This window comes from Acetobacteraceae bacterium, from assembly GCA_039613835.1.
In the GTDB taxonomy this organism is placed as follows: domain Bacteria; phylum Pseudomonadota; class Alphaproteobacteria; order Acetobacterales; family Acetobacteraceae; genus Sorlinia.
This window is the reverse complement of record CP154827.1, coordinates 720,065-732,787: the sequence shown is the minus strand read 5'-3', so window position 1 is coordinate 732,787 and position 12,723 is coordinate 720,065. Positions and strand designations below refer to the sequence as shown.

Sequence of the window (12,723 nt, the reverse complement as noted above, 5' to 3'; positions counted from 1 at the left end):
TGACCGAAGGGAATGCCCTCTCTCCTCAAATTGCCGTAAGCGTCCAGCATCAGGGCATTGTGACATTACCGGCATCACGGACAGAAAGCAGCTTGGCTGAAAGGGCCAAGGTGATCTCTGTAGCACGCACGCTGATTTCCTTGACATCGCCTTTAATGCCGCCAATTTCAACGAGGTCACCCACGCGAATAGGCCTCTCAGCCAAAAGAATAACGCCGGAGACAAAATTCTGCACAATGGATTGCAGGCCGAAACCAATACCGACGGAAAGCGCGCTGACCACCCAGTTCAGGTTCTGCACAGCGACGCCCGCCTCCGTCAGAACCAGAAGCAGGACGGCAATCCACAACACATAGGTCATGACATTGGTGATGGAGGAGCGTGTCCCGACATCCAGCCGCGTCAGCGGGAATAATTTTCCCTCCAGCCATCTTTTAAGATAATTAATGACGTAATAGGCAATGGCCACCGAGGCGATACAGACCAGAAGCGTATTGAGCGACAGGCTGAAACCGTGGAAGGACTAGCCAACGAAAAGCCCCCGCAATTGGGCGCCGATTGAACCAAGGTCAAAATGCCCACCGGAAAGGGCGATCGACAGAAGCGCATTCAGGACAAAATTAAGGACCACACCAAATTGCTCGACGCGGCGACTGCCAACACCAAGGGCGGAGAGCCGTCGGGTGAGAGGCGCGTTGGCACCAAAGATCCAGGCAATCAGCTCTTTCACGGTTAGGCCGAGCAGCAACACGATGACGCAACCCAACCCGAAGGAAACAAGGTTGGAGACCATGAAGAAAGCAAAGACCATATAGCCGAGCAGCACGGCCACCAATGCGACGATTGATGCGATCACAGCGATCCCGCGCAGGGACGGCATGAAGAAGAGGCTTTGCTCCGCCCGCATCCCGTCCATCCGGCGGAAAAGCCCGGCAAGGTACAATGTCACGGAGATGGCAAAATGCCTTCAAGCAGATGCCGTGTGTAGAATGGTAAGGCGTTTTCCTCAGCGACGGCAAAAAGAAAGCTCTGAATAATGAGGAAGGCGGTAATGGTGAAGACGTGACGACGGTAAGTATGGAGTTCCCGCGTTTCACCGGATGCTGTCGGCACCAGATGACTCAGCGAGAACGGCACAGCGCCAATCAGGAAAGCGGCAAGCGGGATAGACCCGGTAAGGCTTTCCGCAATGCGCCGGCCAGCGCCACGAAAAAGTCCGACCGATAGGAGCTGCCATAATACGGTCGCCACAATCGCGCTGATCAATCCGGAAAGCATGACAGACAGGAAAATCGGCCTTCCCGCCGCCTTTGGCGGAGCGCCGACCCGGTTGATCAGCCTGTCTTCAAACCGGGGGAAGTGCCTGTAACTATAGCGTGAGGCCATCGCTTCCGCCGCGCCGGTGAGGACAAGCCCGACCAGCCACAGCCATGATTTGTGCAGTGCGTCAGCATATTGCCCATTATACCGGGGGGCGAAGGCGCTGCGAATCTGGCTGAATTCCCCCGCCAGACCCGTCCAGTAATCCGGCGTCACCGAGGATGGGTTTTTTGCGTCAATAAAGCTGACTGCTTGTGGGGTAGCTGACGCTGGATATTCGCGCTGAGCTGCTTCCTCTGAAGCTCAAGCAATTTCGATTGAATGGCGGCGGAGCGGATGTCGGCGAGGATGGATTTCAGGTTTTTCCGCTGGGCGGTGATATCGGTGCTTTCCCCCTCACTTGCCGTATTGCCGATGGTTTCAAGGAAACTCTCATAAATGGTCTGGAATGATTTGATCTGCGCTGAGAGGGATGCGGCGTTGGACGCCAATGATGTCGCGCGATCACCGAGGGAGACGCATGGCTTTCGCTACCAAGGGCGGCTGACTCATCTGAGAAGGCCTTCTCCAGTCGCTTTGCTTCGGACTGCAGGGAGTCGATGCGGTCATTGATCGCTTTGGCGGATGTGCTCCATCCGAAACCGGAAGGCATGGCCATCACGGTTGGCGTTTTATCGATCGGGTCAGCAACGCTCCGTTGCGGGAGGGCGACCGTCATGACGATCAGCGTCGCACCGCAAAGGCGTTTTGCCGTCCTGATCAAAGTCGAATTTTCTGAAAAACGGTGCGAGGCCACTGATAGTCCTTATTCCGGTGGCTGTCGCTTCAACGACAAAATTTTCCGATAGTTTGAATGACGAGCAAAGTTGCGGACATGTCGGCTGCCATCAGAAGTCGCGATTGGCGATGACATCCTTGATGGTCTCAAAATTGCGGCGTGACATTTCGTGCAGAAGCTCACGTTTGATCCTACTGACAATGGCTGGTCCGCGCAGCACGAAGGCGGAATATAACTGCACCAGATCCGCCCCCGCGCGCAGACGCTCCAGCACATCGAACCCGGTCTCAATCCCGCCGGATGAAATGAGCGTCATACGCCCGCGATTCAGACGGGCAACGTCTCGCAGCGTTGTGATAGCGAGCTGGGATAATGGCCGACCGGAGAGGCCCCCCGCTTCCTGCTGATGGGGGGAGGCTAGGCCGTGCGGCCGACTCACCGTCGTGTTACTGACGATCAGCCCGGCAACCCCGTTATCCACACAGGCTTCAACAATATCGTCCAGCGCGTCCCGCGCGAGATCCGGGGCGATCTTGACGAGGAGAGGGGGATGAAGCGGTGTTTCTTTCCTGACAGCCTGCAAAATCCCGGCGATCGACCGGGCGCCTTGCAGATTGCGCAAGCCGGGCGTGTTGGGGGAAGAAAGATTGATCGTCAGATAATCCGCTAAAAGACTGAAGGCGGCGGCTGACTGCGCATAATCCCGCTCCGGCTTTGCGCCTTCCTTATTGATGCCGAGATTGACGCCGATCCGCGCATGGCCTGACTGCTTGGCCTCCATCTCCCGAATGTGACGAAGCCGCCGCAGAAACGCGTCCGCGCCACCACTATTGAAACCGAGGCGATTGATGATTGCGCCATCTTCCGGCAGGCGGAACAGGCGCGGCTGGGGGTTTCCGGGTTGCGGTCTTGGCGTTACCGTCCCACATTCAACGAAGCCGAACCCCATACGCGACAAAGCGCGGGCAGCACGGCAATCCTTGTCAAACCCCGCCGCCAGGCCGATTGGATTCGACAAATTCATGTTAAGGCATTGTGTCGCAAGGCGCGGAGAGTCCGATTTCACGGCAGGATAAAGCCCGAGTGAGAGAAGTCGGATCGCAACGTGATGCGCTGTCTCAGGAGCGAGCGCATGTAAAAAACGTGTCGCTACTCTGGAAACGCAGGAGGAGAATATGCTGTATCCCGTGACGGTCAAATTACAGGGTGGATATCTTTTTAGATGCGAAGACGAGGCGATTTTAAGGCATTGGCCGAACTTTGTAAATCAGGATGGCTGACGCCATGGAATGGAACGAGCCCTATCTCGAATCATGTTGCCGGTGTGCTTTGCACCGTCTGAAACTCGCCGGACCGGCCGGGCGGCCGCTTGTTTTGCGGGACACGCCTTGTCTAAAGCGTTTATGTGCGGAGGGACTTGCCTCGGTTGATCTTGACGGGCGTGTCCGTATGACGGCGCAGGGCGCGGCGCGTCATGATGTCGAAATCAGCGGGATGCGTCGCCGTCGCGGCGTTCAGAATCGCCGACGCAATGTCGGATGACGGTATAGTGACTCCCCCGACCGCTCCGAACATCGTGTCGGGATGCGGCCGCGCGTGATTGAAGCTTTCAGTGCAATGTGCAAATAAACGGCAATTTTTTCACCCTTTTTAATTTTACGGAAGCGAAACGCGTTTTCGACACAGGTGAAAATCATCTTCAGGAGCAGAGAATGTCTCTCGTGCATCTATATATGGCTGTCTCGATTGTGGCGGAGGTGATCGCCACGACGATGCTTAAAGCGTCGGACGGCTTTACGCGTCTACTGCCGGGCGCGGCGGCGGTCATTGGTTATGGCTTCGCCTTTTACTTCATGTCCCTGACATTGCGCAGTGTGCCAACAGGTGTCGTCTATGCCATCTGGTCCGGGGCGGGGATTGTGCTTGTTTCCATTATCAGCCTTATCATTTACAAGCAGGTACTTGATCTGCCGGCGATCATCGGGATCGTTCTCATCCTTGTCGGCGTTCTTATCATCAACCTGTGCTCTCAAAACGTGGCGCATTGACGGGACAGGTTGATGATGCGTCGGTGAGTGGGGTGAGTGTTAATGGCGGCAGCGCGGGGTAATGAGCACATTATTGACACCATGATGCGCACGCGCCGGCAACGCGGCCGTCCGGCAGGGCGCACCGGTGCGGATCGACGCAAGATTGGTCAGGCGCACGCCCCGACTGTTGACCCGCTTTCCCGCGCTGTGACAGATTCGGCCGTCAAATGCGTCGAGGCCTATATGATGAGTGAGCGGGAGGAAATCGTTCAATCCAGCGTCGCCTATCTCCTCGCACTTTGTGACATCTGGTCGCAGCGGAAAATTGACGCCAGGGATGTCTGGCGCGAGGTGGATGGGCGGCTTCAGGTCTCTGCGCTTCTCAACCGCCTGAATCGCCAGCGTGCGTCCTCCGTGCGCGTCAAGCGCAAATTATGGCGTCCCTCTTCAACGAAACTGCCCTAACATATGTCCGCCCTTGATATTGCCAGCCTCATCGTCATCATCCTCTCCGTTATCTGGGCGGTGCATCGCGGTTTCGCGGAGGAACTTTCCGCTGTGATCGCCTGGGGCGGGGCGATTATACTCTGTTATTTCCTGTATCATTTCCTCGCGGAACGCCTTGAACCCTGGATGAATGATGAGAAATCGAGTTGCACCGTGGCGATCATCGTCAGCTTCATCGTGCTTCTTGTCATCATGCGGATGGTCACGCGCTCTTTCGGGCAATTTCTGAAAAAAAATCTCTTCGGCAATCTTGATCGCATTCTCGGTATTGCTTTCGGCGCGCTGCGTGGTTATCTAGTGCTCGTTATCGTGTTCATCGGATTGAGATATTCGTATCCCAACCAAGCTCAGGAGCTTTTGACCAGTGACAGCCATGCCGCTGCGCCTTTGTGGGCCGGCCTTAACTGTTACGACTCAATCCGGGACAGAGTGCAAAATCCACCCTCTTTATCAAAAAAACCAAACTTGATGCAGGGTCGGCGTTGGCTGAACCCGATACAGGCATTGAGGATGACCTCGAAACAAGTGATGGCCCACAGGAGCCCTGATTTATGAGTCCCGACATGCAGGCTGAGCCGAGCAGCCGCCCTTATGAAGAGTGCGGTGTAGTGGGGATCTGGGGCGCGCCAGGCGTTGCGGGGCTCGCGGCCCTGGGGCTTCATGCGCTGCAACATCGCGGTCAGGAAGCCGCTGGCATTGTCAGTCATGATGAGTCCCGTTTTTACCAGCGTAAGGGGCTGGGGCTGGTCGGGGATGTTTTCGGTGATCTGCGGGATATGGCGCAATTACCGGGTGACTGCGCCATCGGGCATAATCGTTACGCCACCACGGGCGCGACTTTGCTGCGTAATGTCCAACCCCTCTTCGCTGATTTCGAATTTGGCGGGCTCGCTGTCGCGCATAATGGCAATCTGACAAATGCCCAGACGCTGCGCCAGGCCTTGGTGAAGCGCGGATGTATTTTTCAATCGACGACCGACACCGAAGTTTTCGTTCATCTGATCGCGATTTCCCTCTATTCGACGGTGAAGGAGCGGCTGATTGACGCGGCAAAGCAGGTTAAAGGCGCTTATTCCGTCGTCTGTCTTGATCAGGAGACGCTGATCGGGTTGCGGGATCCGCTCGGTGTGCGCCCGCTCGTTCTGGGCAAACTGGCTGAGGGCGGCTGGATGCTCGCGAGCGAGACATGCGCGTTGGAAATTGTCGATGCCGAATTTGTCCGGGATGTCGAGCCCGGGGAACTCGTCGTCATTGATAAGAGTGGCGTCACGTCATGCCGCCCTTTCAAAAATACAGCATCCCGCTTCTGCGTTTTTGAATATATCTATTTTTCACGCCCTGACTCCCAGGTCGAGGGGCGTTCTGTCTATCAGGCGCGCAAGCAGATCGGTGTGGAACTCGCGAAGGAAAGCCCCGTCCCCGCAGATGTCATCGTGCCCGTCCCGGATTCCGGCGTGCCGTCAGCCATGGGTTACGCGGCGGAAAGCAAGCTTCCGTTTGAGATGGGCATCATCCGCAACCATTATGTCGGCCGCACTTTCATTGAGCCAACTGATCAGATCCGCCATCTGGGCGTGCGGATGAAACATTCGGCCAATCATTCCGTGCTGGCAGGTAAACGCGTCGTGCTTGTCGATGATTCGATCGTCCGGGGGACGACATCGCGTAAAATCGTGGATATGGTGCGCGCCGCCGGTGCGACAGAGGTCCATATGCGGATCAGTTCCCCCCCCACGAAGCATCCCTGTTTTTACGGTATCGACACGCCGGAGGGGAGCAAACTCCTAGCTGCGACCCATTCAGTTGAGGAGATGGCGAAGGTGATCGGCGTTGACAGCCTCGCCTTCATTTCCTTTGACGGGCTTTACCGCGCTCTGAATCACGTCAATAGATCAGAGGCGCCGCATCGTTACTGCGATGCCTGTTTTACCGGTGATTACCCGGTTGAGCTGGTTGATCGGGAAGGGCGTCTGATTGCATAACGGTGCCGGGACGCTTTAAGGGAAATCCGACGAAATATTTGTGCGTTTTGCGCGCAACTAACGCTTATTGAAGCTTGTTTTAATTAAATCACTTCTTCAGTAGACGCAACTTCTGTGTGGCGTTGCACCGGTATACTCAGATTATAATCCTATCAAACGCCGTTGTACGATCACTGTGGCGGCATAAGTTGACCTTAAAACACAAAGTGAATAGCTTACGTGAACTTTGCTTTAAGGTTTATTCCCATTCGCGCAGCCCGGCTTCGCGAGGCACCTCATCACGCTATAAACGATTCGGATACTCTTTATGCAGAACCCACCCGATGTCTTGCCAAACCGGGCTTTTATGACAGTTCAAAACGTGACGAAAAACGCCTTGCTCTGCAGTGTGGCCTTCCTGACGGCCCTGACACTGGTCGGATGCAAAAGCAAATCAGGTTCCGGCAATCCGCCGCCGCAGCTCGTGAAATTTGTCAAGGTCCATACGGAGGCCGTGCCGGTTAACACCTCGCTCCCCGGTCGGGTCAGCGCGTTTGAGCAGGCTCAGATCCGTCCGCAGGTGAGTGGTGTTGTTCTCAAACGTTATTTTGAGCAGGGCACGGATGTTAAAAAGGATCAACTCCTTTATCTGATCAATCCCGCGCCTTATAAAGCGGCCTATGAAACAGCCAAGGCGCAGCTTCTTCATGCCCGCGCGGCGGCCATCGGCATCAGGGCGCAGTATGAGCGTTACAAGCCATTGGTCAAAGCCCACGCTGTCAGCCAGCAGGATTTCGATAATACGCGGTCCAGGCCCTTCAGGCGAAAGCGGCCATCGCCTCAGCCCAGGCCACGCTTGACAGTGCCGCCGTTAATCTGGACTGGACGGAAGTCCGCTCCCCGATTGAAGGGCGTATCGGGCCCATGTTGTATACGCCGGGCACACTGGTGACGGCAGGGCAGGTTGATTCCATTGCGCTGGTCACGCGTCTTGACCCGATTTACGTCGACGTTAATCTCGCAGCTGCCGACATGTTGCGTCTCCGTCGGGAGATTGCGGATGGCACGCTTAAAAAAGTGGATGAGGGCGATGCCTCCGTTGAGTTGATGCTGGAGGATGGCAGTAAATATGACCTTCCCGGTGTGCTGCGACTCTCGGAGGTGACAGTTGACCCGGATACGGGCACACTCGTTTTGCGGGCGCAATTCCCTAATCCGGACAAATTGCTCATGCCCGGTATGTATGTGCATGCGCGGGTCAAGGAGGGGGTCGATCCGACACCCGTCGTGGTGCCGCAGGAGGCTGTGATGCCCAACTCTCGCGGGGATCCATACGTCTTCGTGATTGATGACAAGAACCAACTCGATACAAAAATGGTGGAACTTGGCCGGGCGATCCATGGCAAATGGGTTGTGCGGAAAGGTTTGAAAGATAGTGAACGCGTCGTTGTCTCAGGCCTGGTCAAGGTTAAAAGCGGTCAGAAAGTGACGCCTGAGGAACAAACGACTCCCGCTCCGAAGACGCAGGAAAAATAAGAGTATCCATGTCACGCTTCTTTATCGACCGCCCCGTTTTCGCCTGGGTCATCGGACTCATTATCATACTCATCGGGATCGTCGCCATCCCGAACATGCCGGTTGCGCAACCTGAAGTCGCGATTTCGGTCGACTATCCGGGGGGCTTCGGCTGAGACCGTCAATAATACGACGGTGCGGCCGATCCTCCAGAAGATGTATGGACTTGACCACCTTGAATATATTTCCGCGACGCCTTTCGGCAGCGGACATATGGAAATCGACCTGACGTTTGAGCAGGGGACGAACCCCGACGCTGCGCAGGTGCAGGTGCAGAATAAATTGCAGCTGTTCCAGCCGCGTCTGCCGACAGAAGTCGTCACACAGGGTATTTCGGTCAATAAATCCGCGAAAAGCTTTTTCCTCATCCATGCTTTCATCTCTGAAGATGGAAGCATGTCGGGGCAGGATATTGCGGATTACATCGCCTCCAACATGCCTGACCCTGTCTCCCGCGTGACGGGTGTGGGTGACAAGACGCTTCTTGGCTCTGAATACGCGATGCGCATCTGGATGGACCCGAACAAGCCTCTTTCGCTACCAGCTCAACGTCACGGATGTGCAGAATGCGATTGCACAGCAGAACATCCAGATTTCCTCCGGCGAGCTCGGCGGCGTGTCCGCCTCATCGGAAGCCGGTTTCGACGCCTCGATCATCGGGCCGGAGCGCTTCAGCGACCCTGAGCAATTCCGCAATATCGTGCTGAAAGTCCAGCTTGACGGGTCACAGGTGCTCCTCAAGGAGGTCGCGCGTGTGGAATTGGGGGCGCAGAATTATAATATCTCGTCATATTATAATAACCGCCCCGCCGTCGGTATCTGCCTCAAACTTGCGCCGGGCTCCAACCAGATTAAAACGGAAGCTGCCGTCCGCGACAAGATTTCAGAACTTGAGAAGTTTTTCCCCAAAGGTCTGAAGACGGTTTACGCGTTCGATACGCTTCCCTTCATCATCTTATCGATCCATGAAGTGCTTGAAACGCTGGTCATCGCCATCATCCTTGTTTTTGTGGTGATGCTGATCTTCCTCCAGAATTTCCGTGCCACGTTGATCCCGACAAAACACCGAACGTGCCCAGCAGTAGACGGGCACGTTCGGTGTTTTGTCGTGGCTCGGATACAGCATTAATACGCTGACGATACTGGCGATAGTGCTGGCTGTCGGGCTGCTGGTGGATGATGCGATCGTCGTTATGGAAAATGTCGAACGTGTCATGGATGAGGAGGGACTTTCCCCGAAGGAAGCCCAAAGCCTCCATGGATGAGATCCAGGGCGCACTCGTGGGGATTGTGCTGGTTCTGACGGCGGTGTTTTTGCCCATGGCGGCCTTTGGCGGGTCGACGGGCGTGATCTATCGCCAGTTCTACTTCACAATCGTCGCCGCCATGTGGCTATCGGTCCTCGTCACGCTCATCATGACGCCTGCGCTTTGCGCAACCATGCTGCGGCTGTCCCACACGGTCAAAAACCGCTTCGCCAAATGGTTCAACCTCCATTTTGACCGGATGACGAAGGCTTATCTCCGCGGTGTAAAATGGATGATCAACAGTGTCACCGTGGCGCTGATCGGGTTTGTCATTTTGACAGGCTGCGTGGTGTTTCTCTTCCTCCGCGTGCCGACAGGCTTTTTGCCGGAGGAGGATCAGGGCGTTCTTTTCGGCCAGTTGACGATGCGCTCCGGTGCCACCAAAGCGCAGACAGGTGAGGTTAATCGCCGGACCTCCGATTACATCATGAAGAATTACGGCGATATTGTGCAGTCCGTCTTCAGTGTGGACGGGTTTAACTTCGCCGGGCAAGGGCAAAGCGCGAGGGCGTTCTTCGTCCGTTTCAAGCCTTGGAATATCCGCACAAAATGCAACCAGTCAGCGATGAATGTCGCGCAGGAGATCACCATGCATTTCTGAGGTGATCCGGCAGCGCAGATCTTCGCCATCAATCCGCCTCCGGTCACGGAGACGGGGAATGCTTCCGGCTTTGACGTTGAATTGGTTGATAATGGCCATCTTGGCCGCAATGCGCTGGAAGCTGTGCGCTCGATGGAAATGGCGGACCAGCCGCAATTCCATCTTGATGTTGACCGCGACCGGACCAATGCGCAGGGCATCACGAATAGTGAGATCAACAGCGCCCTCAGCGGTGCTTTTGGCTCCATTTATGTCAACCAGTTTCTGCGTGCAGGCCGCGTGAAGCAGATTTACATCCAGGGTGAGCCCTGGGCGCGTATGACCGTCTGAGGACGTCAATAAATGGTATATCCGCAATGCCAGCAACACGATGTTGCCCTTTAATTCCTTCGCACAGGGCAGATGGATTTACGGTCCGCAGAAAGTCTCCAACTATAATGGTGTCGATGCGCTTGAAGTGCAGGGTGCTCCCCGTCGAGGTGTGAGCTCAGGCGCAGCCATGAACGAGATCGCACGGATTGCTAAAAACCTTCTCGCAGGTATCGGATATGAATGGACGAATCTTTTTTATGAAGAGGCGAAATCCGGGGGATCCACAGGACCGCTCTATGCCTTGGCCGGAATTGTCATCCTGCTCTGCCTGGCGGTCCTCTATGAAAGTTGGGCCATCCCGCTTTCCGTCGTGCTCGTTCTGCCGCTCGGCGTGCTGGGTGCCATTGTCCTGACATTGATGCGTAATCTCAGTAATGACGTTTATTTTCAGGTTGGACTTCTCACGACGGTGGAGCTTTCGGTTAAAAACGCCATTCTTATCGTGGAATTTGCCAAAGCATTTTTTGAGGAAGGCGACTCTCTGGAGGAAGCCGTCATCAAAGCGGGCCGGGAGCGTTTGCGCCCGATCCTGATGACCTCCATCGCCTTTGTTTTCGGGGTGCTGCCGCTTGCCTTCGCCTCGGGCGCGGGTGCCTCCTCGCGTCAGGCCATCGGCACCTGCGTGGTTGGCGGCATGTTATCGGCGACGGCGCTGACAATATTTTTCGTGCCGGTCTTCTTCGTCATCATTCTTTGCCTTTTCCGCGTGAAGCGCCTGAAGGAAAAATCGATATTTATGCCAAAAAGACGCAGCGATTGAAGGGAGTCAAATCATGAGGCTGCGTGATTGGGCGCGATCCCTGATGATTTCCGGGATGGTTGCGCTTTTGGCAGGATGCAAGCTGGCGCCCCATTACAAGCGCCCGGACCAACCCGTGCAAAATCAATATCCGGACGATGCGCAGAGTCGTGTCGATGGCGCGTCGTCCGCCAATATGGGGTGGACGCATTTTTTTTCGTGACGCGCGTCTTAAGGCAATCATCTCGCTGGCTTTGCGTAATAACTGTGATTTGCAGGAAAAGGCCGCGGCGATCATCTCCGCACAGGGTAGCTATCAGGTCCAACATGCGGTGCTTTTCCCGCCCATTACCGTGACGGGTCAGGCTAACTACAATGCGCCTTCTGACCTTGCCGGTTTCTCCTTTGCGCCGACCACCGGCACAAACGCTTCTCTGTTGCGCTATTACGGCGCCGGGATCGGTTTCTCGGCTTATGAGGTCGATTTGTTCGGACGTATCCGTAACCTGTCGAAATTCCAGGCTGAGTCCGTTCTCGCCGCGGCGGAAAATACGCGATCTGTCCGGATCACGCTGATCTCCCAGATTGCCAACACCTATCTTCAATGGCTGAGCGACCGCGCTTTGCTGCACATCGCGCAGGATACGCTGTCATCGCAGCAGCAAACGCTCGAACTAACGAAAAATCTCTTCACCTATGGCCAGACGGAGGAACTGACACTCAGTCAGATCCAAACGCAGGTCGAGAGTGCCGCCAGTGATGTCGCGCGATTCACGCGTCAGATGGCGGTGGATGAACATGCCCTGCAAATGCTTGGGGTCGGCACACCATTGCCGGACACACCCCCCTCGCCTTCAGATATCGGCCAGCAGACATTGATGGCCGATATCCCGGCCGGCCTCCCCTCCGAATTGATTGCCAATCGCCCGGATGTGCGTGCGCTTGAGCATCAGCTTATCGGCGCGAATACCAGTATCGGCGCAGCGCGCGCGGTATTTTTCCCCAAAGTGACGCTGACATCTCAGGAGGGGATCAGCAGCTTGCAATTCCGCAATCTCTTTACCCCGAATACGCAGACATGGGGCGCCAACCCGTCCATTACTTTGCTGATTTTCACCTGGGGGCAGAATGCTGGAAACCTGAAGATGGCGAAGGCAGAGCAAAGACGGCAGGTCGCTCTTTATGAAAAAGGCGTGCAGAAAGCCTTTCAAGAAGTTTCAGGCACATTGACCGGGCGGGAAACCTACCTGCGGCAGGATCAGCATCTGACCCGCCTTATTGCGGCTTCCCGGAAAGCCTACGATCTTGCAATGATGCGCTACAAATCCGGGATCGATCCGTATCTGACGACCCTGACTCAGCAACGGACGCTCTATCTGGCGCAGCAAAACCTCATCATGGCCCAACTTGCGCGATATCAGAATATCGTCACCTTATATCGCGCGCTCGGCGGCGGCTGGAGCGAGAAAGACGTGCAGCTACCTTCATCTGCTCACGCGCAAAAAGGTGTCTGACATGCTTGTAAAGTCACGT

Annotated in this window: 15 protein-coding genes and 1 pseudogene; 11 read left to right on the top strand and 5 right to left on the bottom strand. The window is 55.6% G+C overall.

The annotated features are described in order from the left end of the window. Positions 1–49: 49 nt before the first annotated feature. Genes AAYR33_04135 through AAYR33_04120 form a run of 4 tightly spaced genes read right to left on the bottom strand, consistent with a single transcriptional unit; the run spans position 50 to position 1,811 of the window. Positions 50–469: a mechanosensitive ion channel domain-containing protein gene (locus AAYR33_04135; GenBank protein ID XAO72104.1), complete on the bottom strand. Its 420-nt coding sequence runs from the start codon at positions 467–469 to the stop codon at positions 50–52. Between the two features lie 54 nt (positions 470–523). Further along, a complete protein-coding gene (locus AAYR33_04130) occupies positions 524–949 on the bottom strand; it encodes a hypothetical protein (GenBank protein ID XAO72103.1) in 426 nt (141 codons plus the stop codon). Continuing rightward, positions 946–1,536 carry a hypothetical protein gene (locus AAYR33_04125; GenBank protein XAO72102.1) on the bottom strand — a complete coding sequence of 197 codons (591 nt, stop codon included), beginning with the start codon at positions 1,534–1,536 and terminating at the stop codon, positions 946–948. Before AAYR33_04125 ends, AAYR33_04130 begins: the two co-directional genes overlap by 4 nt. Further along, positions 1,533–1,811, bottom strand: a complete 279-nt coding sequence (locus AAYR33_04120; GenBank protein XAO72101.1) for a hypothetical protein — start codon at positions 1,809–1,811, stop codon at positions 1,533–1,535. The genes AAYR33_04125 and AAYR33_04120 overlap by 4 nt, the downstream gene beginning before the upstream one ends. 108 nt (positions 1,812–1,919) lie before the next feature. Between AAYR33_04120 and AAYR33_04115 the strand changes: the two genes are divergently transcribed. Next, positions 1,920–2,168, top strand: coding sequence for a hypothetical protein (locus AAYR33_04115; GenBank protein XAO72100.1), 249 nt, complete (start codon positions 1,920–1,922; stop codon positions 2,166–2,168). A gap of 39 nt (positions 2,169–2,207) precedes the next feature. Here AAYR33_04115 and AAYR33_04110 read toward each other — a convergent pair whose 3' ends face one another. Continuing rightward, complete coding sequence (locus tag AAYR33_04110) at positions 2,208–3,296, bottom strand: quinone-dependent dihydroorotate dehydrogenase (GenBank protein XAO72099.1); 1,089 nt, start codon at positions 3,294–3,296, stop codon at positions 2,208–2,210. Between the two features lie 74 nt (positions 3,297–3,370). Between AAYR33_04110 and AAYR33_04105 the strand changes: the two genes are divergently transcribed. The 10 genes and pseudogenes from AAYR33_04105 (at position 3,371) to AAYR33_04060 (ending at position 12,704) form a co-directional block, all read left to right on the top strand. Further along, on the top strand, positions 3,371–3,640 hold the full coding sequence (locus AAYR33_04105; protein XAO72098.1) for a hypothetical protein: 270 nt from the start codon (positions 3,371–3,373) through the stop codon (positions 3,638–3,640). Positions 3,641–3,810: 170 nt separating this feature from the next. Further along, entirely contained in the window at positions 3,811–4,146 is a 336-nt protein-coding gene (locus AAYR33_04100; protein XAO72375.1) for an SMR family transporter, read from the top strand. Between the two features lie 42 nt (positions 4,147–4,188). Further along, positions 4,189–4,593 carry a hypothetical protein gene (locus AAYR33_04095; GenBank protein XAO72097.1) on the top strand — a complete coding sequence of 135 codons (405 nt, stop codon included), beginning with the start codon at positions 4,189–4,191 and terminating at the stop codon, positions 4,591–4,593. 3 nt (positions 4,594–4,596) lie between these two features. Further along, positions 4,597–5,190: a CvpA family protein gene (locus tag AAYR33_04090; protein ID XAO72096.1), complete on the top strand. Its 594-nt coding sequence runs from the start codon at positions 4,597–4,599 to the stop codon at positions 5,188–5,190. 8 nt (positions 5,191–5,198) lie between these two features. Further along, complete coding sequence (gene purF, locus AAYR33_04085) at positions 5,199–6,617, top strand: amidophosphoribosyltransferase (GenBank protein ID XAO72374.1); 1,419 nt, start codon at positions 5,199–5,201, stop codon at positions 6,615–6,617. Positions 6,618–6,963: 346 nt separating this feature from the next. Next, positions 6,964–7,548, top strand: coding sequence for a biotin/lipoyl-binding protein (locus AAYR33_04080; GenBank protein ID XAO72095.1), 585 nt, complete (start codon positions 6,964–6,966; stop codon positions 7,546–7,548). Beyond that, entirely contained in the window at positions 7,431–8,132 is a 702-nt protein-coding gene (locus AAYR33_04075; protein XAO72373.1) for an efflux RND transporter periplasmic adaptor subunit, read from the top strand. The genes AAYR33_04080 and AAYR33_04075 overlap by 118 nt, the downstream gene beginning before the upstream one ends. Positions 8,133–8,140: 8 nt before the next feature. Then, positions 8,141–11,211: pseudogene (locus AAYR33_04070) on the top strand (efflux RND transporter permease subunit). Positions 11,212–11,224: 13 nt separating this feature from the next. Beyond that, positions 11,225–11,413: a hypothetical protein gene (locus AAYR33_04065; protein ID XAO72094.1), complete on the top strand. Its 189-nt coding sequence runs from the start codon at positions 11,225–11,227 to the stop codon at positions 11,411–11,413. Positions 11,414–11,444: 31 nt separating this feature from the next. Continuing rightward, on the top strand, positions 11,445–12,704 hold the full coding sequence (locus tag AAYR33_04060; GenBank protein ID XAO72093.1) for an efflux transporter outer membrane subunit: 1,260 nt from the start codon (positions 11,445–11,447) through the stop codon (positions 12,702–12,704). The last annotated feature ends 19 nt before the right edge of the window (positions 12,705–12,723 follow it).

What these genes read in the sequence shown, in the direction of transcription:
- AAYR33_04115 (XAO72100.1), top strand. Translation starts at nt 1,920, where the DNA reads ATGCGGTCATTGATCGCTTTGGCGGATGTGCTCCATCCGAAACCGGAA.
- AAYR33_04105 (XAO72098.1), top strand. Translation starts at nt 3,371, where the DNA reads ATGGCTGACGCCATGGAATGGAACGAGCCCTATCTCGAATCATGTTGC.
- AAYR33_04100 (XAO72375.1), top strand. Translation starts at nt 3,811, where the DNA reads ATGTCTCTCGTGCATCTATATATGGCTGTCTCGATTGTGGCGGAGGTG.
- AAYR33_04095 (XAO72097.1), top strand. Translation starts at nt 4,189, where the DNA reads ATGGCGGCAGCGCGGGGTAATGAGCACATTATTGACACCATGATGCGC.
- AAYR33_04090 (XAO72096.1), top strand. Translation starts at nt 4,597, where the DNA reads ATGTCCGCCCTTGATATTGCCAGCCTCATCGTCATCATCCTCTCCGTT.
- purF (XAO72374.1), top strand. Translation starts at nt 5,199, where the DNA reads ATGCAGGCTGAGCCGAGCAGCCGCCCTTATGAAGAGTGCGGTGTAGTG.
- AAYR33_04080 (XAO72095.1), top strand. Translation starts at nt 6,964, where the DNA reads ATGACAGTTCAAAACGTGACGAAAAACGCCTTGCTCTGCAGTGTGGCC.
- AAYR33_04065 (XAO72094.1), top strand. Translation starts at nt 11,225, where the DNA reads ATGAGGCTGCGTGATTGGGCGCGATCCCTGATGATTTCCGGGATGGTT.